The following is a 20,498-nucleotide window of genomic DNA, read 5'->3' as shown; positions in this document are numbered from 1 at the left end:
GTGAGTCCGCCGTGAGTCCGCCGTGAGTCCGCCGTGACCCTCCCGCCGCTGGTCGCCGAGGACCACGAGTGTGTGCCCTGCGGGATGCGCTTCGTGGATCTGACGATCGCGGGGGCTTCCGCGATCGTCGCCTCCGTCCCGGGGCGGGCGCGGTCGGCCGTCACGGCGGTTCCGGTCGACCGCCGCCACGGACGCCCGGCCGAGGGCGTGTGGTCGGTCGCGGAGTACGTCTGCCACCTGCGCGACGTCGCGATGACCTTCACGATCCGCCTGCACCGCGCCCGCACCGAGGACCGCCCGGTCCTGGAGCCGATGTTCAACGACCTGCGGGCGCGCCGCTTCCGCTACGACGACCACGACCTCGACGCCGTCCTCGACCAGCTCGCCGTCGTGACGCCCGGCCTGCTCGACGAGGTCGCGCGGTTCGACGACGCCGACTGGGACCGCACGGTGACCCGGCTCCCCCACGAGGAGCGCACGGCCCGGTGGCTCCTGCGCCAGGCCGCGCACGAGGGCGTGCACCACGTCACCGACATCAGCGGCTTGTGAGCACTTTCCGGGCCTATAGGCCCGGAAAGTGCTCACATGCCGGGGGCACGCGGTGGCGGGGGGAGGCGGCCGGTGGAGGTCGTGACGGTGACCGTCTGACCCTCGACGCCGCCGCCGAGCGGGTTCTCGCCGATCACCGTGCCCGCAGGCGCACGGCTGTCGGCCGTCGCGGTCGACACCGCGAACCCCGCCGCGCGCAGGGTCTGCGTCGCCTCGTCGGCCGAGTCGCCGACGACCTCCGGGATCGTGGTCAGGCGCCCGCCGGTGAGGAACCGGGGGTCGGGCGCGGGCAACGGCTCCACCGGGCTCGCGCCCAGGATCGAGGTCATCGCGCGGTACCAGGTCTGCGCCGGTGTGGTCCCGCCGAAGAGGTTCCCGGTCGCGCACGAGGTCGGCGGGCTTCCGGTGCAGATCGGGCGGGGTGACGACGAGTCGTCGAACGTGATCGCCGCGGCCGACAGCGACGGCGTGGCCGCGACGAACGCGCCGGACTCCGAGGTCTGGGTGGTGCCGGTCTTGGCGGCGGTCGGGCGGTTCCAGCCGGCGGCGGTCGCGGCGGCGGCGGAGGTGCCGCCGGGCTGGTCGTCCTTCGACAGCGCGGTCATCTCGGTGTCGGCGAGGGGTCCCGGCACCGCCTGCTCGCAGGCCGCGTCGTTCACCGGCACCGGCGCGCCGGAGGCGTCGGTCACCGACGTGACGGGGCTCGGCGGGCACCACACGCCGTGCGACGCCAGCGTGGCGCCGACGTTGGCGAGCTCCAGCGAGCTCGTCGGCGCGACGCCGAGGGTGAACGACGCCTGGTTCTGGGCCTTCACGGTGTCCGCGATCGACGGCTGCCCGGGACCCGGCGAGTCGGCCAGCGAGCGCAGGCCCAGCCTCACCGCCATGTCGACGACGGGCGCGACGCCGGTGGACTCCTCGAGCTTGACGAAGGCGGTGTTCGGCGACTGCGCGAGCGCGTCCTGCAGCGTCATCTGCGGCGGGTAGTCGCCGTCGTTGGAGACGACGAAGCCCGGGGTCAGCGGCGACGCGTACCCGTTGGCGGGCACCGGGACGACCGTGTCGACCCCGCCGCCCCGGGCGAGGTACGCCGACGACGTGAAGATCTTGTAGACGGACCCGGCGCCGAGGTTCTCGGGCGTACCGGGCAGGTCGTAGGTCGTCTGCTCGTGGCCGGCGTCCAGTCCGTAGCCGCGGTTCGCGGCCATCGCGGTCACCCGGTGCGCGTCCGGCCCCGGCGCCACGATCGACAGGACGTCGGCGACGTGTGGCTGGGACGGCGGCACCTCGGCGTCGACCGCGGCCTTGGCCTGCTCCATCGCGGCGCGGTTCATCGTCGTGCGCACGGTGTAGCCGCCGCGGCGCAGCTCGTCCTCGGTGATCCCGGCACGCGCGAGGTAGTCGAGCACGTAGGAGCAGAAGAACCCGGCGTCGCCCGCGCCGATGCAGCCCTCGGTCGGCCCGTGCAGGCCGGCGTCGACGCCCAGCGGTGCCGCGATCGCCTCCGCCGCCTGGGCCGGGGTGATGTCGCCCTGCTGGGCCATCTGATCGATCACGACGTTGCGCCGGGCCGTCGCGGCCGCCGGGTGGTGCACCGGGTCGTCGGCCGCCGGGCTCTGCACCATGCCCGCGAGCAGGGCGGCCTGGGGCACGGTGAGGCGGTCGGCGGTGGTGTCGAAGTAGGTCCGCGCGGCGGCCTGGACGCCGAACGCCTGGTTCCCGAACGAGACGACGTTCAGGTACCAGGTGAGGATCTGGTCCTTGGGCACGGTGTGGTCGAGCTGCTCAGCGACCTCGGCCTCACGGACCTTGCGCCCGAGGTTCGGCGCGGTGGCACGCAGCTGTTCGGCGGGCGTCTGCGCGGCGACGTACTCGTCGTAGTTCTTGACGTACTGCTCGGTGAGGGTCGACGCGCCCTGGGTCGCGCCGCCGGTGGAGTTGTTCACCAGCGCCCGCACGACGCCCCGCGCGTCGAGGCCCGACTCGACGAAGAACCGGCGATCCTCGATCGCCACGATCGCCGCCTTCATCGCCGTCGAGATCTGGTTCGACGCGACGGACTGGCGGTTCTGGTCGTAGAGGTGGGCCAGCGGCGCGCCGGTGTCGTCGGTGATCGTCGTGACCGAGGGCATCTCCCCGTCGAGCACGCCGGGCGTCGTCGCCTCGACGCCGTTGACGGCCTGCCCCGCCAGCCCGCCGACGGCCCCGACCACGGGGTAGAGCAGGCCGGCGACGAGCACCCCGCCGATCACCCCGATCGCCAGCAGACGCGCCCCGAGCGTCATCGATCTCCGCACGGAGAGCCATCATGCGCCCGGGCCGAGGTGGTACGTGTGAGCGGGTGACCTGCGAAAACAGGCAAAGTGGGACGTTCGGGTCGCAGCCCGGCGAGATCCTCGTGACACGGTGCCCGTCAGCGCCTGGAGCCCGAGGCCGGACGCCGCGACGAGCACGATCGGGACGAGCGGGATGTCGGTGCGTACCCACGACCGCCGCCCCCCGTCCCGGCGAATCGACGTGTGCGTGCGACCGTGCGGGGGAAGCCGACCGTGCTCGACAGACCGTGACCGACTACTTCGTCGCACCCCGAACGACGAGGAGGCTGTGCCATGGCGGGCCGACACCGCCGCTCCCCTGAATCCCCTCGGGCCATCACCCGGACCGCGCTCGCCCCGCTGGGCGTCGCCACGGTGGCCACGGTCGCCACCGTGGCCACCGTGGCCGCAGCACCGATGGCCGCCGCGGCGCCCGCACCCGCCCGGCCCGCTCCTGCCGCGGACGGTCTGGGCGCGCCCCCGTGCGAGGAGACCGCCGACGTCTGCGTGGACCTGAGCCGCAAGAAGGCCTGGCTCACCGACGACGGACGCGCGGCGAGCGACCCCATGCCGATCACGTCCGGCGCCCCGGAGGATCCGACGCCGACCGGCACGTTCGCGGTGCAGCGCAAGGAGCGCTACCACGTGAGCAAGGAGTTCAACGACGCGTCGATGCCCTACTCGGTGTTCTTCGACCAGGAGGGCCGGGCCTTCCACAGCGGCAGCCGCGCCAGCAACTCGCACGGCTGCATCCGCCTGGACAAGGACGACGCCCAGGAGCTGTTCGCCGCCCTCCAGCCGGGCGACGAGGTCCAGATCGTCAGGTGAGGGCCAGCTCGTAGCTCGCCGATGCCACGTGCGACTCGTGCAGGGTGACGGTGATGCCGGCCAGCCCGCCGGCGTGCGGTCCGAGGCGACCGTCGCCGACGCGCGTCGCCAGCCGCCGGGCGATGACCTGCGCGAGGAACTCGGTCGTCGTGTTCACCCCGGCGAGCTCGGGGTGGTCGTCGAGGTTGGTGTAGGTCAGGTCGGCGAGCGCGTCGTGCAGCTGCTCGGTGGCGAGCCCGATGTCGACGACGATGTTGTCGGCGTCGAGCTCGGCCCGCCGGAACGTGGCGTCGACGACGAAGGTCGCGCCGTGCAGGGCCTGCGCCGGTCCGAAGACGGCTCCCCGGAAGCTGTGGGCGATCATGATGTGGTCGCGGACCGTCACGGCGAACATGCCCGCCATCCTGACGCCTCTCAGCCGCCGCGGCGCCCCAGGGCCGACCGCCCCGACGTAGACCGTCGGCGGGAGGTGCGCCAGCAGCGAGGAGCGCCGGCGGTACAGCAGCGTCGAGAAGCTCTCGACGTCGTGTCGATGTAGCGCCCGAGGTCCTCGAGCCGGACGAACGGGCGACACCGCGCGGGGATCACCGGACCTGTGGCCAGCGCCACGAGGGCCGAACCATGCCGCGGCGGCGCCCTTCTCCAGGGGCCGCTCCCGCGCACGGGCACCCCTTGTGGTCCGGAACGACTCAACCGACGGGACGCAGGCCCGCCACCACGAGGTCGAGCAGGCGCCCGACGCGGGCCCGGTCGTCGGTGCCGTCGGTGGCGAGGAACGCCCCGACCAGCAGGGTCACGACGTCGTCGGCGTCGGCGCCCGGGCGCAGCGTGCCGTCCGCGGCGCCGGCGTCGAGCAGGGTCGTCACGGCGCCGTCGATGGTCTCGCGGGTGTTCGCCGAGGCGAGCGTGCCATCGGCGATCATCGCCTTGAGCGTGCCCGCCATCCCACGCTTGGTGGTGACGAAGTCGGCGTAGCGGTCGACCCACGCGCGCAGGGCGCTCGCTGCGTCCTCGTGGTCGGCCAGCAGGGCGTCCACACCGCCGGCGAGGGCCGCGAGCTCGTGGCGGTAGACGGCCTCGACCAGAGCCTCGCGAGTCGGGAAGTGCCGGTAGAGCGTGCCGATGCCGACCCCGGCGTCGCGCGCGACCTTCTCCAGCGACGGCTCGCCGCCCGCGGCGAACGCGGCGCCGGCGACCTCCAGCAGCCGGGTGCGGTTGCGCCGGGCGTCGACGCGCAGACGTGGCTCGGCCATCGAAGCGGAGGCTCCTCCGTTTCCGTGGTAGCGTCGTCCCGAGAGCGGAGGACCCTCCGCTTCCACTGCCAGTCTGCCACCGTCGCGGGGAGCCGACCATGACCAGCACGAGCACCCGTCCCCACCCGGGCGGATCGGGGTCCCTCGCCGGGCGCACCGTGGCCCGCGTCGGCTACGGCGCCATGCAGCTGCGCGAGGAGGGGCCCGACGACGGGGCGGTCGCGGTCCTCCGGCGCGCGCTCGAGCTCGGCGTCGACCACCTCGACACCGCCGCGTTCTACGGCGACGGCACGGTGAACCGCCGCATCCGGGCCGCGCTGGCGCCCTACCCCGAGCACCTCGTGATCGTCAGCAAGGTCGGCGCGACGGCGGATCCGGGCGCGGCGATCCCGCTGCGGCTCGCCCAGCGCCCCGAGGAGCTGCGCGCCGAGGTGGACGCCAACCTGCGCTCGCTGGGCGTCGAGCGGATCGACGTCGTCAACCTGCGGCGGGCCGACACCGCGCCGGGCCTGGTGGCGGCCGCCGAGCAGGTGGTCGACCTCGACGACCAGCTCGCGGTCATGACCGCGCTGCGCGACGAGGGCCGGATCGGGGCGATCGGGCTCTCGCACGTCTCGGCCGACCAGCTGCGCCGGGCGCTGCCCGCCGGGATCGCCTGCGTACAGAACGCCTACTCGCTGCTCGACCGCAGCAGCGAGCCGGTGCTCGACCTCTGCCGCGAGCACGACGTCGCGTGGGTGCCCTACTTCCCGCTCGGCTCGGGGTTCCCGGGGACGCCGAAGGTGACCGACCTCCCCGCCGTCACCGAGGTCGCCGGGCGGCTCGGGGTGACGCCGTCGCAGGTCGGGCTCGCGTGGCTGCTCGCGCACGCGCCGCAGACGATGCTCATCCCCGGCACGCGCAGCGTCGCCCACCTCGAGGAGAACGTGGCCGCCGGCGACCTGGTGCTCGACGCGGAGTCGATGACGGCGATGACGGCGCTGGCGGCGCTGGGCTAACCGCAGCAGCCCCCGCCGCAGCAGCCGCCCCCGCCCGCTGGCGCCATGGCGGGACGCGTGGCCGTGCGGGCCGTCCCGCCGAGCCCGACCGTCGTCAGCAGCTTGACCGTGTCGTCGTGACCGGCCGGGCAGTCGGCGGGGTCGCTCGCGGCCCGCATCGGCCGGTCGACCTCGAACGTCGACGCGCAGGTCCGGCAGCGGAACTCGTAGCGCGGCATGTGGATCCTCCCAGCCGACCGCCGTCTCGGTCGCTCTCCGACGCGCCCGCCCCGCCGTCGACGGAGCGCCTGGGGCGATCTTGCCTCCGCCGACCGCGACGCCGCTCGGCACGAACGGGGGTTCGCGCGCCGAGAAGCAGCGAACGGCCCGTTCGTTGTCATCAGAGCGGTGCGATCAGGGCGTGTAGTCCACGCGCACGCCGAGACCCGGGCGCTCACCGGCGGCGAGGGCGGGCACGACCGCCGGGAGGTCGTCGAACGCGCAGGTGTCGGTGATCAGCGCATCGAAGCGCGGGTCGGCGAGCAGGCGCAGGGCCAGGCGCAGGCGGTCGGTCGTCGCCCACCGGGCTCGCCGGGCCGGGGCGACGCGGCCGACCTGGGTGGCGCGCAGCGTCAGGCGCCGCGAGTGGAACGCCTCGCCGAGCGGGACGCGCGGGGCGTTCTCCCCGAACCAGGACAGCTCGACCACCTCGCCCTCGTCGCCGAGCAGCTCCAGCGAGCGCGCGAGGCCCGCCTCGGTGGTGCTGGCGTGCAGGACGAGGTCGCACTCCCCGTGCGCGTCGGCCGGCGTCGCGAAGCCCACGCCCAGCGCGTCGGCCACCGCGCGCCGCCCCGGGTCGACATCGACCAGCTCCACGCGCACGCCCGGGAACGTCGCCAGCACGCCGGCGACCGCCGCCCCGACCATGCCCGCGCCGACCACCGCGACCCGGTCGCCGACCCGCGGCGCCGCGTCCCACAGCGCGTTCACCGCCGTCTCGACGGTGCCCGCGAGCACGGCGCGGACGTCCGGGACGTCGGACGGCACCGCGACGACGGCGTCGGCGGGCAGCACGACGCGGTCCTGGTGGGGGTACAGCCCGAACACCGTGCGCCCCACCCCCGGACCGGACTCGACGACGCCGACCGCGAGGTAGCCGTAGACCACCGGGCCCGGGAAGTCGCCGGTCTGGAACGGCGCGCGCATCAGCCCGTACTGGCTCGCGGGCACCTCCCCGCGGAACACCAGCGTCTCGGTGCCGCGGCTGACCGCCGAGTGCAGCGTGCGCACGACGACGTCGTCGGCGCCCGGCTCGGGCAGCGGGATCTCGACGATTGCACCCCGCCCGGGTGCTTCCACCCGGAACGCCCGCGCGGTCCCCGCCATGAACCCACCCTCCACACCCCGCGGTGATCACGGGGCGTCCATGCTGGCACGCGTGGTCCGCCCCAAGGAGATCCTGACCGCCGAGCTCGCCGGCGGCGCGCTCGCGAGCGCGGGGCTCCTCGGCGCCCTCGCCCAGGGCGTCGGCCTCGGCCCCTTCGGCATCGTCGTCGGCGCCGCCGCGGCGGCCGCGCTCGTCGCGCTGCTCGCCGGCGCGCCGGTCGACGCGCTCGGTCCGGCCGGGCGCGTGACGCTGGTCCGCGCGGTGCTCGTCGTCGGCGTCACCGCGCTGGTCGCCGACCCCGTCTCGACGCCCGCGCTGGTCATCCTCGCGGCGGTCGCACTGGTGCTCGACGGGGTGGACGGGCAGGTCGCGCGCCGCTGGAACGTGGCGTCGGCGTTCGGGGCGCGCTTCGACATGGAGCTCGACGCGTTCCTGCTGCTCGTCCTGTCGTGGCACGTGGCGGGCCAGCACGGGAACTGGGTGCTGCTGATCGGCCTCGCGCGTTACCTGTTCGTCGCCGCGGCGGTGGTGCTGCCGTGGCTGGGAGGCGAGCTGACGCCGCTGCGCTCGGGCAAGGTCGTCGCCGCGGCGCAGGGCATCGTCCTCGTGGTCGCGGCGTCGACGCTGCTGCCCGCCGTCGTCGCGGGCGTGCTCGTGGCCGCGGCGCTCGCGGCGCTGCTCTGGTCGTTCGGGCGCGACGTCGTCCGCCTGTGGCGCACCGCCGACGACCACCCGGTGCGGATCCGGCGCGGCCTCGTCGGGGTGCTCACGGCGCTCGCCGGGGTGCTCGTCGCGCTCGCGCTGCTCCTGCCCGGCGACATCGCCCGCCTCGTCCCCGGCTCGGCGCTACGCGTCCCGCTCGAGGTGCTGGTCGCGCTCGTCGTGGCCGTCGTGCTGCCGGCCTGGGCGCGGCGGGTCCTCGCGTGGGTCGCCGGCGTGGTGCTGGGCCTCATGCTGGTACTGACGCTGTTCGACCTCGGGTTCTCGGTCGCGATCGCGCGCCCGTTCGACCCGGCCCGCGACGCGGTGCTGCTCGGCAACGCCTACGACTTCGTCACCGAGACCTCCGGACCGGTCGTCGGCACGGTCGTCGCGGTGCTCGTCGCGCTGCTCGGGATCGCGCTGCTGGTGGGCACCGGCGGCGCGGTGGCCCGGCTCGCGCGCATCGCCGCCGACCACCGCTCGGGCGCGCTGCGCCTCGCCGCGGTCCTGGCCGTGGCGTGGTTCGTGGCGTGGACGCTGTCGGTGCAGCTCGTGCCCGGCGTACCGGTCGCGTCGCGCGACACCTCGATCCGCGCCCTGGACCGGGCCGTCGAGATCGACGCCGGTGTCCGCGACCAGCAGGCGTTCGCGCGCGAGGCGGGCGTCGACGCGTTCGCGGACGTCCCGGACGACCGGTTGCTCACCGCCCTGCGCGGACGCGACGTCGTCGTCGCGGTCGTCGAGAGCTACGGCGTCTCCGCGCTCGACGACCCGGGGCTCGCGGAGCCGATCCGCGCCGTCGTCGACGACGGCGAGCGCCGCCTCGGCGCCGTCGGGTACGGCGCTCGCACCGGCCTGCTGACCTCCCCGGTCGCGGGCGGCGGCAGCTGGCTCGCCCACGCGACCCTGCTCTCCGGGCTGTGGATCGACGGCGAGCAGCGGCACACCGACCTCGTCTCGTCGGACCGCCTCACGCTGTCCCGCGCGTTCCACGAGGCCGGCTGGCGCACCGTTGCCGTCCAGCCCGGCACCACGGGCCCGTGGCCGGAGGCGGGGTTCTTCGGCCTCGACCGCGCCTACACCCACGACGACCTCGGCTATCGCGGCCCGCGCTATAGCTGGTCGCCGATGCCCGACCAGTACCTGCTCAGCGCGTTCGACCGCCTCGAGCGCGGCCCCGGGTCGCCGCCGACCATGGCCGAGCTCGTCCTGACCTCCAGCCACGGGCCCTGGGCGCCGCTGCCGCGCACGGTGCCCTGGGACGCCGTCGGCGACGGCGGCGTGTTCCACCCCGAGGAGCCGCAGCACTCGTTCCAGTCGATCTTCACGACGCCCTCAGCGCAGGTGCGCGAGGACTACCGTCGCAGCATCGAGTACTCGCTCTCGACGCTCTACGCGTGGATCGAGCGCCAGACCGCCGCGAACCCGGCCCGCGCGCCCGTGCTCGTGATCCTCGGTGACCACCAGCCCTCGCCCGTCGTCACCGGCCCGACGACGAACCGCAACGCCCCGATCTCGATCGTCAGCCGCGACCCGGCGGTGCTCGACGCGATCAGCGGCTGGGGCTGGGCGGACGGGCTCACACCGGACCCGGCCACCCCGACCTGGCGGATGGACGCCTTCCGCGACCGGTTCCTCGACGCCTACGGTCCCCGTCCCTAGGCGCGGGAACGGCTGGACAGCGCGACGAAGGAGCGAGGTCGGGCCGTCTCCTCGTCACCGGATCGACCCTAGGCGCTTCTCCTCGCCGCCGGACGACCGAGCTAGCTAGGCCACCGCGTCCGCGGAGAACGCGCCCGCGGTGAAGGTGATCACGGCGCCCTCCTCGGCCTTCGAGAGCAGGGAGGCGACGGCGTCACGGTTGCGCGAGGCGTCCTCGCGGTGGTCGAGCCGGCCGGTGACGTCGATGTTGTCGTGGCGGTGGGTCTCGACGGTGACCATGAACCCGCCGTCGGGGTGCGGCAGGGTCTTCACCGCGACCACCTCGGACACGCGGTACCAGTCGCCGTCCTCGGCGCGGATCCAGCTCGGCTTCGCCATGGGGCGAGGATTCTGTCCGCCGCGACGTCCCGGCGTCACGCCTCCGTGAGTTCCTCCTCCACCGGCTTGCCCGCGTCCTCGTCGATCGCGCGCCAGGCCGACGAGAGCAGGCCGCTGGGGTCGCGCGGCGCGGGCCGGGAGGTCGCGCCGGGGCCCTCGGCGAGGGTCGCGACGGCCGCGGCGAGCTCCGCGGCGTCGACGCCGAGGGCGGCGAGCATCTCCGCCGCCTGCCCCCACGGGCGGGTGCCCAGCGCCGCGAGCAGGCCGGCGGCCGTGACCTCACCGTCGGGCCCGGCGACCGCCGTCGCCGCCGACGCCTCCCGCAGCACCGCGGCCACCGCCTCGCCGGGCAGCGGCCGGGCGCCCGCGGCGGCACGCACCACGGGCTCGGACACCGACGACAGCACGACGAGCGCCATCGCGGCGTCGGCGCGCTCCGGCGTGACGCCGGCGACCGCCAGCACGTCGGCCTCGGTGTCGCCGGCACGGACGAGACCGAGCAGCAGGTGCCCGGTGCCGAAGTACGCGTGGCCGCGCTCGTCGGCCTCCTGCCAGGCGAGCGCGACGACCCGCTCGGCGTCCTCGGCGACCGAGGGCGCTGTGCGCGGGGTGGGTGTGGGTCGGACCGGGACCGCGAGCGGCACTCCGGCCAGCGTGTCGTGGATGGGCGTCGTCGTCCCCATGACCGTTTCCCTAGCGGGTCGTCGACGCTCGGACGAACCACCCCGCGAGCCGCCGGGCGCGTCCGGGTCCGGCGGGACACCGCTGGTCAGCACCCGTGGGCCCGGCCGGGGTGTCGCCCGCCGGGGGCGTGACGAGTGTGAGGGACGGCGCCCGCCGCGTGGTCACCCTCCGCCGACCTCCACGCCTGCTGCTGCCCGTCCGGCGGAATCCGGGTCGACACGCCGGTCGGGACGGCGCGGCTTCGTTCCGTGGATCACTCGGCCGGGTGGGAGGAGTGCACCGCGTGGTCGTAGTAGCCCAGCACCCCGCGTGCCCCGTGCGCGGCGAACCCGGGATCCACGGTCGAGCTCCGCTGCGCTCCGTCTCCGGGATCGACGGTCGAGCTCCGCTGCGCTCCGTCTCCGGCGCTCGGGTCGGGCGGTCCGTCGGGGACGCCGGCCAGCAGGTCCCGCAGGTGCCGGTCCACGAGCGCATCGAACGCCCGCCAGCGCGCGACCGCGGCGTCGAGGTCGGCGGGCTCGCCGGCGAAGTCCCGCTCGGTCGCGGCGACCGCGTCGGCGAGCGCCGCGCGGGCGTCCGGGTCGGCACCCTCGAGATCGGCGTCGAGCACCAGGCGCGCCGCCCAGAGCACGTCGTCGACATGGTGGCCGAGCCAGTGCCGGCGCCGGTGCACCGCGCCGAGATGCGGCCAGCGCTTGCGGGCCGCCTGGCGCGACCGGCCGGTGACGCCGCCGAGGTCGGCGAGGCTCGCCCCCAGCCACACGGCGACCTCGGCGCGCTCCGCGGCGGCCCGGGCCGTCGCCTCCCGGGCCTCGGCCTCGACGGCGAGCGCCGCCCCCACCCCGGCGAGCGCCCGGTGGCGCGCGACGCGCTCGCCGGCGCGGTCGTCGAGCTTGGCGCCGGGATCGTCGACGACCGTTCGCGCGGTCGCCTCGGTGACGGCTTCGTTCACTGACAACCTGAGGTTCACGTTCACCAGCATGCCTGTTCTGTCAACCATAGGTTCACACATGCACGCCGCGCCCAGGAGCGTCGCCGAGTGTCGCCGTTTCGGCGTTCCGGACGGTCCGCTAGCCTGACCGAGTGAGCGTCAGGGGCGGACGGCTCACGTTCAGCGTTCATGGGGGGCTGACATGGGGAGCATCACCGCGATCAGGCCGGCGCACCACCGCCGGCGCGCCGGGCTCGCCGGACTCGCCGGGCTGCCGTCGTTGCGAGGCATGACACCCGCCGAGGCGCGAGCCGCGCAGGTGCTGGGCATGGCGTGGGACCCCGCGGACGTCGTGGAGCTCGCCATCGAGTGGGTCGGCGACGGCTTCGACAGCCCGGTACTGGTCGACCTCGCAGGCACCGACTGGGACGACCCGGGCCTGGCCGCGCTCTGGGACCGGGTGCTCGACGACCTCGTCGCCGCGCACCCCGCCCCGAGCACCGCCCACCGGCGCGTGGCCGCCTACCTCGCCCGCCGCCGGGGACTCACGGTCGGAGCGGTGCGCGCCGCCCTCGTCCCGGCCCCGCGCCACCCCCACGGCGACTCCTGAGGGTTCACCCCACGAACCCGGTGCGCGGTCCCTCGTCGTGGACGCGCGCCAGGACCACAGCGTCGGTGCGCACGGTGGTGCCGTCCCCGAGGTCGAGCGTGGGATGCGACCCCCGGGCCTCGAGGTGGTCGACGATGCGCTGGCGCAGCGCGGCGGCGGCATCGTCGTCGAGGCCGGTGACGGTGTGCTCGTGGCCGCTGCGCAGGGCCACGTACAGGCTGGAGCTCATGGCCCCAGCGTGATCCTCCGCGAGTCCCGCCGGGGCCGTGTTCGCGCAGAGCATGACGGGCCCCCGACTTCCCCGAACCGGGAATCTCGACGGGCACGCCGCCGTCCGACCGGATCCACGGGCCCGCGACCACGCCGCAGCTGCGCCTGCTGACGTGCGGCGCACCGTTCGACGAGAGCACGCTGTCGTACCGGGACAACCACCTCGTCCTCGCCACCGCACGCTGAGGAGATCACGCATGGACGCCATCGACGTGCTCGTCGACGCCTTCGGCCGGGCACAGAGCGACGCGCGGCGCGCCGTCGACGGGCTCACCGCCGACGAGCTGAGCTGGCGCGCGGACGCCGAGGCCAACCCGATCGCCTGGCTGGTCTGGCACCTCACCCGCGTCCAGGACGACCACGTCGCCGACCTCGCCGGCACCGAGCAGGCGTGGACCGCCGACGGGTGGGCGCGCCGCTTCGACCTGCCGCTCGACGACGCCTCGATCGGCTACGGGCACACCTCGGAGCAGGTCGCGTCGGTGCGCGTCGACGACCCGGCGCTGCTCACCGGGTACCTCGACGCGGTGCACGGACGGACCGTCGCCTACCTGCGAACCCTGCGCGGCGAGGATCTCGACGAGGTCATCGACGACAGCTGGGACCCGCCGGTGACGCGCGGGGTGCGCCTGGTCAGCGTGGTCGACGACGACATCCAGCACGCCGGGCAGGCGGCCTACCTCGCGGGGCTGGTGCGCCGCAGGCGCTGATCAGCGCGGGCACAGGCAGAACGGGTGACCGACCGGGTCGACGAGCACGCGCCAGCCCTCCCCCGGCTGGTGCGCGGGCAGCGTCGCGCCCAGCTCACGAGCCCGGACAGTGGCGGCGTCGAGGTCGTCGACGGCGAGATCGAGGTGGTAGCGCTTGACGCCCTCGGGGTCCGGCCAGGGCGGCGGCGTCCAGCCCGACACCCGGCCGAACCCGATCGGCGCGCCCTCTCCCGAGATCATCGCGTACTCGTCCTCGGCGTGGACGGTCTGCCAGCCGAGCAGGGCGCCGTAGAAGGCGGCCTGTGCCCGGGGGTCAGGGCCGTCGAGATTGATCATGGCGAGCGAGGTGGACATGGCGCGGACGGTAGGAGCCGTTCCTGACAGGTGGCGTCAGGATCGCGTGACTCTCCTGGCCTACCCCGTTCACCCGACCCGGTGGACCCCGCCTCCACGGGTCTCGGAGAGCTAACGGAAGTCCGACCCCTGGCGACATCGCTCACACAGCGTCCAACCGGGCGCTCGCCGACTAGGCCGTTCGGGGGTCGACATGGGGCAGCACCACCGCCGCGAGGACGGCGTGGTCACGCACGCGGCGGTCCCGGTCTCGGTCTCGGTCCCGGTCCCGGTCCGTGCCCCGGTCCCGCCCCTCGCCCCGGCCGCCCGCTTCGTTCCCGTCGACGCCCCGCCCGCCGGCCTCGGCTACCCGCCGCCGACCGCATACCGCCGCGACCCGGTGACCGGGGTGCCGACGCCGCCGCGGGCGATGCCGGCCGTGCCGTCGGTCCCGCGGCGTCGCCGCGCCGCCACCCGCGCCCCGCTGGCCGTCGCCGTCGCGGGCGCCGCGATGGCGCTGGTCGGGATGGGCGCGCAGCTCCCGGGCCTCGTGAACGCGGTGAGCGCGTCCGCCGCCACCGCGCCGGCGCCCGCGCAGGGCGCGCCTGCCGTCGTCGGGCAGTGCGCCACGGTGGTCGCCGACGCCATCGACGAGACGGTCGTGACGCTCGGGCGCACGCCGAGCGGGCAGTGGGCGGGTGTCGTCACCGCCCGCGAGGGCGATCTCGCCGCCACGTACGGCGACTCCTCGCCCGAGCAGCGCGCCTACGCCGCCGGCGTCGACGACGTCATGGACTGGCTGCAGACCGACCCCGTCGCCGCCGAGGACTGGAACCTCGTCACCACCCGCGTCGCCCGCACGGTCGCCACCACCTGCGCCACCTGACCCGTTGTGAGCACTTTCCGGGCCTATCGGCCCGGAAAGTGCTCACGTGCGGGTCACGAGTGCGAGAGCAGCGACGCGGTGCGCACGGCCGAGATGTGCCGGTCGCGCTGGTTGCGGCGAGCACGGTCGGCGGCCCCGGTCTGCGCGACGCTGACACCCAGCAGCGCCCCGCACAGGAAGATCACACCGACGACGACCACGGCAACGATGACGAACATCCGACTCACTCCTTCTGCCCCCGAGCGCTGGTCACTCCCTGCACTCATGGATTCAGACGGGTGGTGAGACCGACGGTTGGCGGTCACGATGCGTCGGCTACGTCACCGCCTCGACCCGCCCCGGCGACGCAACCTCCGGCCCCGCAACGTTCCCGTGACACGGCCGCCCGCGTCGGACCGTCGCGTCACGGGTACCGCTGACCGTGATGAGCAGCGACCCGCGTTCCCCCGACGAGCAGCCCCCGGACAGGCCTCAGGACAAGGCGCCCGACACGGCCCCCGACGCCGACCCCGACGACGTCGAGCCCGCGTTCGACATCGACCTGGAGCCCGAGGAGCAGGGGACCGCCGAGGCCGGGGAGGAGCCGACCGGCTGACCTACCAGCCCAGCAGCGACGGCAGCTGGTTCCCCACGGCCGGGGACATCGTCCGGCTGTAGGACGCCGACAGGTGGTTGTCGTCGAGGTAGACGAGCACGTTGCCGATCTCGGGCGGGCAGGTCCCCGGCGTGCAGATCTCGTTGCTGAGGTCGAGGAACGACACGTTCGACGGCACGTCCTCGCGCAGCGCGTACGGCGGGTCGGGGGCCAGCAGCTCGGCGCGCGGGATCGCGCACTGCTCCGCCCCGCGCCCGTAGGTCTCGAAGCACTCCGACGGACGGTGGTCGTAGCGCGGGTTGTCGCGCACGGCCACGACGGGGATGCCGAGCTCGTCGAGCTCGCGCCACCCGGCCACGAACCCGTCCGGTGTCGACTCGGTCAGTCCGGCCCGGACGTCCCGGCTCGCGCCGACGATCACGGCGTCCGGCCGGTCGGCGGCGAGGTGCTCGACCGCGGCCGCGTTCCAGTCGACGCACGTGGCGTCGTTCGGGTCGGTCTCCGACGCCAGCGAGAACGGGCAGCGGGCGCGGATGAGCGTGCTGACCTGCCACCCGCGCTCGCGCGCCACCGGCTCGAGGGCCGGCAGGAGCTGTTGCATGTGCGAGTCGCCGACGACGGTGATCCGGCGCTGCGGCACGCCCTCGGGGACGATCGGCACGCACTGCTCGAGCATCGGGTGGTCGGGCACGGGCGCGCACGCGTCCCGGTACTGCGCCCAGTCGTCCTGCACCCGGCTCGTCGAGGGCTGGACGGGCGCGGTGACACCCCCGCCCTCCCCGCCGGTGCTCTCGTGGTCGGCGACGAGGACGGCGGCGCCGGGGTGGTTCTGGTCGCCGAGGGCGACCGGCGTGCCCCGGTCCGCGGCGATCACCGCGGCCCAGATGCCGAGGCCGGTCATCGCCGGGATCAGCGTCGCCGCGACGGTCAGCGAGGCGAGGCCCGCGGGACGCGGCAGGGACACCCGGCGCAGCGGTTCCTCGACGAGGTGGTGGGTCGCGATCGCGAGGGCCAGCGACACGACCACGACGACCACGCCGCCGACCAGGCCGGGCGTCGCCGCGCCCGTGAGGACCAGCGACACGACCAGCACCGGCCAGTGCCACAGGTAGAGCGGGTAGCTGATGCTCCCGAGGTACTGGGCGGTCGGCGTCGCGAGGCGCTCCCCGGCCCCCGCCCGCCCGGCGACGACCACGGCGGCCGCGGAGAGCACGGGCCACAGCGCGAGGTAGCCGGGGAAGGCGGCGCCCACGTCCAGCACCGCGCCGCACGTCACCAGCCCGAGGACGCCGGCCCAGCCGAGCACCGCGCGCGCCCGCTGCCCGAGCCGCACCCGGTCTCCGACGAGCGCGAGCACCCCGCCCAGCGCGAACTCCCAGAGCCGCGTGCGGGTGTCGAAGTACGCGAAGGCCTGGTCGGTGGCGGTGGCGTGCACCGAGTGCACGAACGACACGACCGCGACGGCGCAGAGCGCGGCCAGCAGCGCGGAGCGCACGTCGACCCCGCGGGAACGCGCCCACCACGCCACGAGGATCACGAGCAACGGGGCGGCGAGGTAGAACTGCGCCTGGATCGACAGTGACCAGAAGTGCTGGGCGACGCTCGCCGTCCCGTGGTTCGCGTAGTAGTCGACGGCGTCGGTCGCGAGGCGCCAGTTCTCGACGAAGAGGCCGGAGGCGAACAGCTCGCGCAGGTTGCGCGCCCACGTCGAGGGCGGGAGCAGGACCGCCGCGGCGACGGTGCTCGCGAGCAGCACCAGGCCGGCGGTCGGCACGAGGCGCCAGAACAGCCGCGTCCACGTCGCGCCGAGGTCGACGCCCTCGCCGCGCATCGCCCGGCGGGCCACCATCCCGAGCACGAAGAAGCCCGAGAGCAGGAAGAACACGTCCACGCCGCCGGACACGCGCCCGACCCAGACGTGGTAGACCACGACCAGGAGGGCGGCGAGGCCGCGCAGGCCCTCGATCTCGGGGCGTCGCCCGCTGCGGGTGCGGGGGCCGGACGGGGCGACCGACGTCCCGGTGCTCACCACGTCTCCCGGCCCTCCCCACGGTGATCGCGCCGTCACCGTCGATCCAGTTTTCCTCATGGCGCCGCTCACCCCGACGTCGGGCTGCCGACCATCCTCGCGCGAGACTGATCACGTGAGCGTGACGCGGCGACTCGTCGTCTGCTGCGACGGCACCTGGAACACCGCCACCGACAGGACGAACGTACGGCGCCTGTACGACCGGCTCGCCCGCACCGACGACCGGCTCCCGCGCTACGTCGAGGGGCTCGGCACCGACGGCGGCCCGGTGCGCCGCGTGCTCGACGGGGCGTTCGGCGCGGGGCTGCCGGAGCCGATCCGCGAGATCTACCGCTGGCTCGCCGAGACGTTCCGACCCGGCGACGAGCTCGTGTTCGTCGGCTACAGCCGCGGCGCGTTCACCGCGCGCAGCACGGTGGGGATGCTCGCGGCGTGCGGGCTCGTCGCCTTCTCCCCGACCAGGACGACGCCGCGCGCGACGCCGTCGTCGAGCGCGTCATCGCCGAGGGCTACCGGGCGAAGCAGAAGCTGACCGGGCTGACCTTCCACCCCGGCTCCGCCCCCGACGACCGCGCCCCGATCGCGTTCCTCGGGGTGTGGGACACGGTCGGCGCGCTCGGCGTCCCCCGGACCTTCGGGCTGCTCTCCGCGCTCGCCGGGCGGCCGAGGATCGAGTTCCACGACCTCCAGCTCGCCCCGGACGTCCGCCACGCCCACCAGGCGATCGCGCTGGACGAGCGCCGCGGGCCCTACGTCCCGAGTCCGCGGCGGTGCCGGTCGCCGCCGACGAGCCGTGGGTCGAGACGGGGCTCTACCTCGTGCCGGGTCGCTACGCGCTGGCGGTGTCCGGCGACTGGCGCGACCACGGGGCGGCCTCCCCGGGCACCGGCGCCGTGCCGTGGCCGGTGCTGTCGTAGCCGTCGTACGCGGCGGGGACCGTGCTCGACGGGGTGCGCCGGGTCGTCGAGCGCGTCACGGGCAACCCGCGCTGCGACGTCGTCGGCAGTCGCCGCGTACCCGGGGCCGGCCTGGCTCGAGCTGGTCGCGGCGGTCGCCGACGACGTCGTGGAGCTCGACGGCACCGTGCGCGAGGGCACGTCCGTGCCGATCGGGCCGTCCGGGCGGCGCGAGCTCACCGCGCCGCGCGGCGGCTACCTGGACGCCTTCGCGAACGAGGCGTGGACCGGCTACGGCTCGAACAGCGGCGCGGTGACCCTCGAGGTGGCCCGCGTCATCTGAGATCCGCCGTAGCGCGCTGCCCTGGGCAGACGGGCGTGGAACATCGCCTGGTGGGCCGCACGGGCCCTCGTGGTTGCTCGCTCGACCGGGTGAGCCGCCCGCGCCCCCCGTTATCGAGTCGTGACCTTCTCGTTGATCGCCTCAGAGAACGCAGCGTCACGTTCTCCAGACGTACGGCGTCACTCTGCCCGTGCGTCGTCACCGCTTCCCACCCTGACGCGACGAGGTACTCCACCCATGGGTCAGCACTCCGCGCGCCGCTCCGGCGGCGCCATGACCTCCGTCGCCGGCCGCAGCCTGTTCACCGCCACCGCGGCGGCGGCGCTGCTCGGCGGCGGCACGAGCATGGCCTTCGCCGGAGAGGCACCGTCCTCGGGCGGCCACGACAACGAGAACGCGAGCTCGAGCAGCCACGAGTCGGAGAGCTGCCAGATTCCGGTCGTCGACGACGCGACGCACCTCGGCGAGGAGACGGTCAACGGCGTCACGAGCGACGCCACGGCGCCGGCCTTCGAGGTCGGTGGTCAGGCCACGCAGCCGGTGCACGACCTCGTCTGCGAGCCGGCGAACGCCCTCACCAGCGGGCTCCTGGGCGCCTCCGACGAGGACGAGGACGACGAGGAGGACGAGGACGAGAGCGCCGAGGCGCAGGCCGCCTCGAGCCCGTCGAGCGAGTCCTCGGAGGGCTCCCCCGGGGGCTCGGGCAGCGGCGCTCCGACAGAGCTCCCGATCCAGTAGTGATCACGCTCGCCGACCGGCGAGCAGCAGGACCGGCACGGCCCCGGTGGCGTCCCCGAAACGCCACCGGGGCCGTGTGCTTCCCCGGCACTTCCGGGGTCCTCCGGGCCGTGAACCGCGGCGACCCCGGCCCGTCGGGGGATTCGGGCCGGGGTCGTGCGGCGCTGGGGAGCGGAGTTCTTCGACGAGCGCGACGAGCGAGGGGTCAGCGCACGCGTTCGCGACGGGCCGACCGGCGACCGGCGGTGTTCGCCTCGAGCTGGCGGCGCCAGAGCTCCCAGGTGTCCGGGTCCATCGACTGGCCCGCGGGCGGGGTCTGCGGGTGGCGCGGGGCGGGAAGCGCGGGCTGGCGCCCGGTGCCCAGGGGCAGGGCCGGCAGACTGCCGGTCACCGGCTTCCACGGCCACGCCCGGCGCACGGAGCGGGAGCGGTAGAAGCCGAGCCCCATGATCCAGCCGAAGATCAGGTGGCCGATCAGCGAGAGCGTGACGGTCACCCAGGTCAGCGGGAACATCATCGTCTGACCGCGCGGGGCGATCGCGACGGTGCCGATCAGACCGGCCCAGACCGGGAAGACCGAGAACGCGATCGACGCCCCGACGACCGCGCGGCGCGACCAGCGCTGCAGGCCGAACGCGCAGGCCAGGGCGAAGAACGTGATGCCGATGCCGCCGCCGTCGCCGACGTAGCGCCAGAGGTAGCCGACGACCGCCCCGGCGGTCATGTCGTCGGGGTTGCCGGTGATCCAGGTGCCCATGGTGGGGATGAAGTCGGCCCACCAGCCGAACACGTGGACCGTGGTGAGCCGGAAGCCGTCGTAGATCGCGCAGCCGACGACGCCCCAGATCATCCCGTCGGCGACGACACGGTCGCCGGTGTGCGGCGCGAGGACCGTCAGTGCGACGATCGCAGCCGCCAGGGGGATCACGAGGATGCCCGCCGAGACGTTCATCGTGATCAGCCCGAAGACGTGGGCGGAGATCGCGAGGAGCGGCAGCGCGGCCAGCAGCAGATGCAGGCCGATCCGGACGATCCCGCCTCCGTCCCTGCCTCCGACCCCGCCTCCGACCCTGCCTCCGAGCTCACGACCCCCGAGGTGGTTCGCGGTGGCCGGGCCCGACCCCGTGACGGGGTGCTCCGGCGTGGTCGTCGTACGCATCGCCTCCGAACGCTAGGGATTCGTCCGGTCACGAACCGCGAACCTGAGAGACCCTGAGGGCGTCGCCGCCCACGCGCCGTCGGGACGCGACGACCGGCCGGTCGGCTCACCCGTTCGGACGAGCGGGCTCGGTGGCCCGGACATGGGTCTTTCAGCTCCGGCGTCGCGGCGGCCCCCACGTCGACGACCCGCCGGAGGCGAGCGCCGAGCGGAGTTCACGACCGGTCGCGGTCGATCGTCCGGCCGCCGGGCCGACCGGTCGT

The 20,498-nt window shown here is 74.8% G+C and carries 24 protein-coding genes; 11 read left to right on the top strand and 13 right to left on the bottom strand.

Annotated features, from left to right (window positions below; genetic code table 11):
- The first annotated feature begins 33 nt into the window (after positions 1-33).
- Positions 34-549, top strand: a complete 516-nt coding sequence (locus AC2A1K_RS21535) for a DinB family protein (protein ID WP_483898374.1) — start codon at positions 34-36, stop codon at positions 547-549.
- 32 nt (positions 550-581) lie between these two features.
- Here AC2A1K_RS21535 and AC2A1K_RS21530 read toward each other — a convergent pair whose 3' ends face one another.
- Complete coding sequence (locus AC2A1K_RS21530; RefSeq protein WP_483898373.1) at positions 582-2,834, bottom strand: transglycosylase domain-containing protein; 2,253 nt, start codon at positions 2,832-2,834, stop codon at positions 582-584.
- A 324-nt stretch (positions 2,835-3,158) separates the two neighbouring features.
- Between AC2A1K_RS21530 and AC2A1K_RS21525 the strand changes: the two genes are divergently transcribed.
- A complete protein-coding gene (locus AC2A1K_RS21525; protein ID WP_483898372.1) occupies positions 3,159-3,692 on the top strand; it encodes a L,D-transpeptidase in 534 nt (177 codons plus the stop codon).
- On the opposite strand, the gene AC2A1K_RS21520 is transcribed toward AC2A1K_RS21525, so the two are convergent.
- Positions 3,685-4,086: a 6-pyruvoyl trahydropterin synthase family protein gene (locus tag AC2A1K_RS21520; RefSeq protein WP_483898371.1), complete on the bottom strand. Its 402-nt coding sequence runs from the start codon at positions 4,084-4,086 to the stop codon at positions 3,685-3,687. The two genes, AC2A1K_RS21525 and AC2A1K_RS21520, sit on opposite strands and share 8 nt — an antisense overlap.
- A gap of 295 nt (positions 4,087-4,381) precedes the next feature.
- Positions 4,382-4,945 carry a TetR/AcrR family transcriptional regulator gene (locus AC2A1K_RS21515; RefSeq protein ID WP_483898370.1) on the bottom strand — a complete coding sequence of 188 codons (564 nt, stop codon included), beginning with the start codon at positions 4,943-4,945 and terminating at the stop codon, positions 4,382-4,384.
- A gap of 98 nt (positions 4,946-5,043) precedes the next feature.
- Here AC2A1K_RS21515 and AC2A1K_RS21510 point away from each other — a divergent pair, with 98 nt between their 5' ends.
- Positions 5,044-5,943, top strand: coding sequence for an aldo/keto reductase (locus AC2A1K_RS21510; RefSeq protein WP_483898369.1), 900 nt, complete (start codon positions 5,044-5,046; stop codon positions 5,941-5,943).
- On the opposite strand, the gene AC2A1K_RS21505 is transcribed toward AC2A1K_RS21510, so the two are convergent.
- Positions 5,940-6,161, bottom strand: coding sequence for an FmdB family zinc ribbon protein (locus tag AC2A1K_RS21505; protein WP_483898368.1), 222 nt, complete (start codon positions 6,159-6,161; stop codon positions 5,940-5,942). The genes AC2A1K_RS21510 and AC2A1K_RS21505 overlap by 4 nt on opposite strands.
- Before the next feature lie 175 nt (positions 6,162-6,336).
- Complete coding sequence (locus AC2A1K_RS21500) at positions 6,337-7,308, bottom strand: zinc-dependent alcohol dehydrogenase (RefSeq protein ID WP_483898367.1); 972 nt, start codon at positions 7,306-7,308, stop codon at positions 6,337-6,339.
- Positions 7,309-7,360: 52 nt separating this feature from the next.
- Between AC2A1K_RS21500 and AC2A1K_RS21495 the strand changes: the two genes are divergently transcribed.
- Complete coding sequence (locus AC2A1K_RS21495) at positions 7,361-9,673, top strand: CDP-alcohol phosphatidyltransferase family protein (RefSeq protein ID WP_483898366.1); 2,313 nt, start codon at positions 7,361-7,363, stop codon at positions 9,671-9,673.
- A 105-nt stretch (positions 9,674-9,778) separates the two neighbouring features.
- Here the strand turns inward: AC2A1K_RS21495 and AC2A1K_RS21490 are convergent, their stop codons facing one another.
- The 3 genes from AC2A1K_RS21490 to AC2A1K_RS21480 form a co-directional block, all read right to left on the bottom strand.
- Positions 9,779-10,051 carry a hypothetical protein gene (locus tag AC2A1K_RS21490; RefSeq protein WP_483898365.1) on the bottom strand — a complete coding sequence of 91 codons (273 nt, stop codon included), beginning with the start codon at positions 10,049-10,051 and terminating at the stop codon, positions 9,779-9,781.
- 35 nt (positions 10,052-10,086) lie between these two features.
- Positions 10,087-10,734, bottom strand: coding sequence for a Clp protease N-terminal domain-containing protein (locus AC2A1K_RS21485; protein ID WP_483898364.1), 648 nt, complete (start codon positions 10,732-10,734; stop codon positions 10,087-10,089).
- Between the two features lie 254 nt (positions 10,735-10,988).
- Entirely contained in the window at positions 10,989-11,687 is a 699-nt protein-coding gene (locus tag AC2A1K_RS21480; RefSeq protein WP_483898363.1) for a hypothetical protein, read from the bottom strand.
- Positions 11,688-11,868: 181 nt separating this feature from the next.
- Here AC2A1K_RS21480 and AC2A1K_RS21475 point away from each other — a divergent pair, with 181 nt between their 5' ends.
- Positions 11,869-12,276 (top strand): hypothetical protein, encoded by a 408-nt coding sequence (locus tag AC2A1K_RS21475; protein ID WP_483898362.1) that lies wholly within the window; start codon positions 11,869-11,871, stop codon positions 12,274-12,276.
- 4 nt (positions 12,277-12,280) lie between these two features.
- Here the strand turns inward: AC2A1K_RS21475 and AC2A1K_RS21470 are convergent, their stop codons facing one another.
- Positions 12,281-12,505, bottom strand: a complete 225-nt coding sequence (locus AC2A1K_RS21470; RefSeq protein WP_483898361.1) for a hypothetical protein — start codon at positions 12,503-12,505, stop codon at positions 12,281-12,283.
- A gap of 238 nt (positions 12,506-12,743) precedes the next feature.
- On the opposite strand from AC2A1K_RS21470, the gene AC2A1K_RS21465 reads away from it, so the two are divergent.
- Positions 12,744-13,256, top strand: a complete 513-nt coding sequence (locus AC2A1K_RS21465) for a mycothiol transferase (RefSeq protein WP_483898360.1) — start codon at positions 12,744-12,746, stop codon at positions 13,254-13,256.
- On the opposite strand, the gene AC2A1K_RS21460 is transcribed toward AC2A1K_RS21465, so the two are convergent.
- Positions 13,257-13,610 carry a VOC family protein gene (locus AC2A1K_RS21460; protein WP_483898359.1) on the bottom strand — a complete coding sequence of 118 codons (354 nt, stop codon included), beginning with the start codon at positions 13,608-13,610 and terminating at the stop codon, positions 13,257-13,259.
- A 193-nt stretch (positions 13,611-13,803) separates the two neighbouring features.
- On the opposite strand from AC2A1K_RS21460, the gene AC2A1K_RS21455 reads away from it, so the two are divergent.
- On the top strand, positions 13,804-14,475 hold the full coding sequence (locus tag AC2A1K_RS21455) for a hypothetical protein (protein WP_483898358.1): 672 nt from the start codon (positions 13,804-13,806) through the stop codon (positions 14,473-14,475).
- 53 nt (positions 14,476-14,528) lie between these two features.
- Here AC2A1K_RS21455 and AC2A1K_RS21450 read toward each other — a convergent pair whose 3' ends face one another.
- Complete coding sequence (locus AC2A1K_RS21450; RefSeq protein WP_483898357.1) at positions 14,529-14,693, bottom strand: hypothetical protein; 165 nt, start codon at positions 14,691-14,693, stop codon at positions 14,529-14,531.
- A 206-nt stretch (positions 14,694-14,899) separates the two neighbouring features.
- On the opposite strand from AC2A1K_RS21450, the gene AC2A1K_RS21445 reads away from it, so the two are divergent.
- Positions 14,900-15,070: a hypothetical protein gene (locus AC2A1K_RS21445; protein WP_483898356.1), complete on the top strand. Its 171-nt coding sequence runs from the start codon at positions 14,900-14,902 to the stop codon at positions 15,068-15,070.
- Between the two features lies 1 nt (position 15,071).
- On the opposite strand, the gene AC2A1K_RS21440 is transcribed toward AC2A1K_RS21445, so the two are convergent.
- Complete coding sequence (locus AC2A1K_RS21440; protein WP_483898355.1) at positions 15,072-17,099, bottom strand: acyltransferase family protein; 2,028 nt, start codon at positions 17,097-17,099, stop codon at positions 15,072-15,074.
- Between the two features lie 115 nt (positions 17,100-17,214).
- Here AC2A1K_RS21440 and AC2A1K_RS21435 point away from each other — a divergent pair, with 115 nt between their 5' ends.
- From AC2A1K_RS21435 to AC2A1K_RS21425, 3 genes are all read left to right on the top strand, one after another.
- Positions 17,215-17,631, top strand: coding sequence for a phospholipase effector Tle1 domain-containing protein (locus AC2A1K_RS21435; protein ID WP_483898354.1), 417 nt, complete (start codon positions 17,215-17,217; stop codon positions 17,629-17,631).
- Positions 17,532-18,338 carry a phospholipase effector Tle1 domain-containing protein gene (locus AC2A1K_RS21430; protein ID WP_483898353.1) on the top strand — a complete coding sequence of 269 codons (807 nt, stop codon included), beginning with the start codon at positions 17,532-17,534 and terminating at the stop codon, positions 18,336-18,338. The genes AC2A1K_RS21435 and AC2A1K_RS21430 overlap by 100 nt, the downstream gene beginning before the upstream one ends.
- Before the next feature lie 237 nt (positions 18,339-18,575).
- Entirely contained in the window at positions 18,576-19,076 is a 501-nt protein-coding gene (locus tag AC2A1K_RS21425; protein ID WP_483898352.1) for a hypothetical protein, read from the top strand.
- 205 nt (positions 19,077-19,281) lie between these two features.
- Here AC2A1K_RS21425 and AC2A1K_RS21420 read toward each other — a convergent pair whose 3' ends face one another.
- The gene (locus AC2A1K_RS21420) at positions 19,282-20,235 is read right to left on the bottom strand and encodes a hypothetical protein (protein WP_483898351.1); all 954 of its coding nucleotides are present in this window, start codon (positions 20,233-20,235) and stop codon (positions 19,282-19,284) included.
- Between the last annotated feature and the right edge of the window lie 263 nt (positions 20,236-20,498).

The organism is Actinomycetospora sp. 2LY8.5 (assembly GCF_057180585.1).
This window is presented reverse-complemented; position numbering and strand designations above follow the sequence as displayed.

Bases quoted from the DNA above. Each gene is read 5' to 3' on its own strand.
- AC2A1K_RS21525 (WP_483898372.1), top strand. From the start codon at position 3,159: ATGGCGGGCCGACACCGCCGCTCCCCTGAATCCCCTCGGGCCATCACC.
- AC2A1K_RS21420 (WP_483898351.1), bottom strand. From the start codon at position 20,235: ATGCGTACGACGACCACGCCGGAGCACCCCGTCACGGGGTCGGGCCCG.
- AC2A1K_RS21510 (WP_483898369.1), top strand. From the start codon at position 5,044: ATGACCAGCACGAGCACCCGTCCCCACCCGGGCGGATCGGGGTCCCTC.
- AC2A1K_RS21520 (WP_483898371.1), bottom strand. From the start codon at position 4,086: ATGTTCGCCGTGACGGTCCGCGACCACATCATGATCGCCCACAGCTTC.
- AC2A1K_RS21450 (WP_483898357.1), bottom strand. From the start codon at position 14,693: ATGTTCGTCATCGTTGCCGTGGTCGTCGTCGGTGTGATCTTCCTGTGC.
- AC2A1K_RS21505 (WP_483898368.1), bottom strand. From the start codon at position 6,161: ATGCCGCGCTACGAGTTCCGCTGCCGGACCTGCGCGTCGACGTTCGAG.
- AC2A1K_RS21500 (WP_483898367.1), bottom strand. From the start codon at position 7,308: ATGGCGGGGACCGCGCGGGCGTTCCGGGTGGAAGCACCCGGGCGGGGT.
- AC2A1K_RS21485 (WP_483898364.1), bottom strand. From the start codon at position 10,734: ATGGGGACGACGACGCCCATCCACGACACGCTGGCCGGAGTGCCGCTC.
- AC2A1K_RS21470 (WP_483898361.1), bottom strand. From the start codon at position 12,505: ATGAGCTCCAGCCTGTACGTGGCCCTGCGCAGCGGCCACGAGCACACC.
- AC2A1K_RS21530 (WP_483898373.1), bottom strand. From the start codon at position 2,834: ATGACGCTCGGGGCGCGTCTGCTGGCGATCGGGGTGATCGGCGGGGTG.
- AC2A1K_RS21460 (WP_483898359.1), bottom strand. From the start codon at position 13,610: ATGTCCACCTCGCTCGCCATGATCAATCTCGACGGCCCTGACCCCCGG.
- AC2A1K_RS21465 (WP_483898360.1), top strand. From the start codon at position 12,744: ATGGACGCCATCGACGTGCTCGTCGACGCCTTCGGCCGGGCACAGAGC.
- AC2A1K_RS21425 (WP_483898352.1), top strand. From the start codon at position 18,576: ATGGGTCAGCACTCCGCGCGCCGCTCCGGCGGCGCCATGACCTCCGTC.
- AC2A1K_RS21475 (WP_483898362.1), top strand. From the start codon at position 11,869: ATGGGGAGCATCACCGCGATCAGGCCGGCGCACCACCGCCGGCGCGCC.
- AC2A1K_RS21455 (WP_483898358.1), top strand. From the start codon at position 13,804: ATGGGGCAGCACCACCGCCGCGAGGACGGCGTGGTCACGCACGCGGCG.
- AC2A1K_RS21515 (WP_483898370.1), bottom strand. From the start codon at position 4,945: ATGGCCGAGCCACGTCTGCGCGTCGACGCCCGGCGCAACCGCACCCGG.
- AC2A1K_RS21445 (WP_483898356.1), top strand. From the start codon at position 14,900: ATGAGCAGCGACCCGCGTTCCCCCGACGAGCAGCCCCCGGACAGGCCT.
- AC2A1K_RS21490 (WP_483898365.1), bottom strand. From the start codon at position 10,051: ATGGCGAAGCCGAGCTGGATCCGCGCCGAGGACGGCGACTGGTACCGC.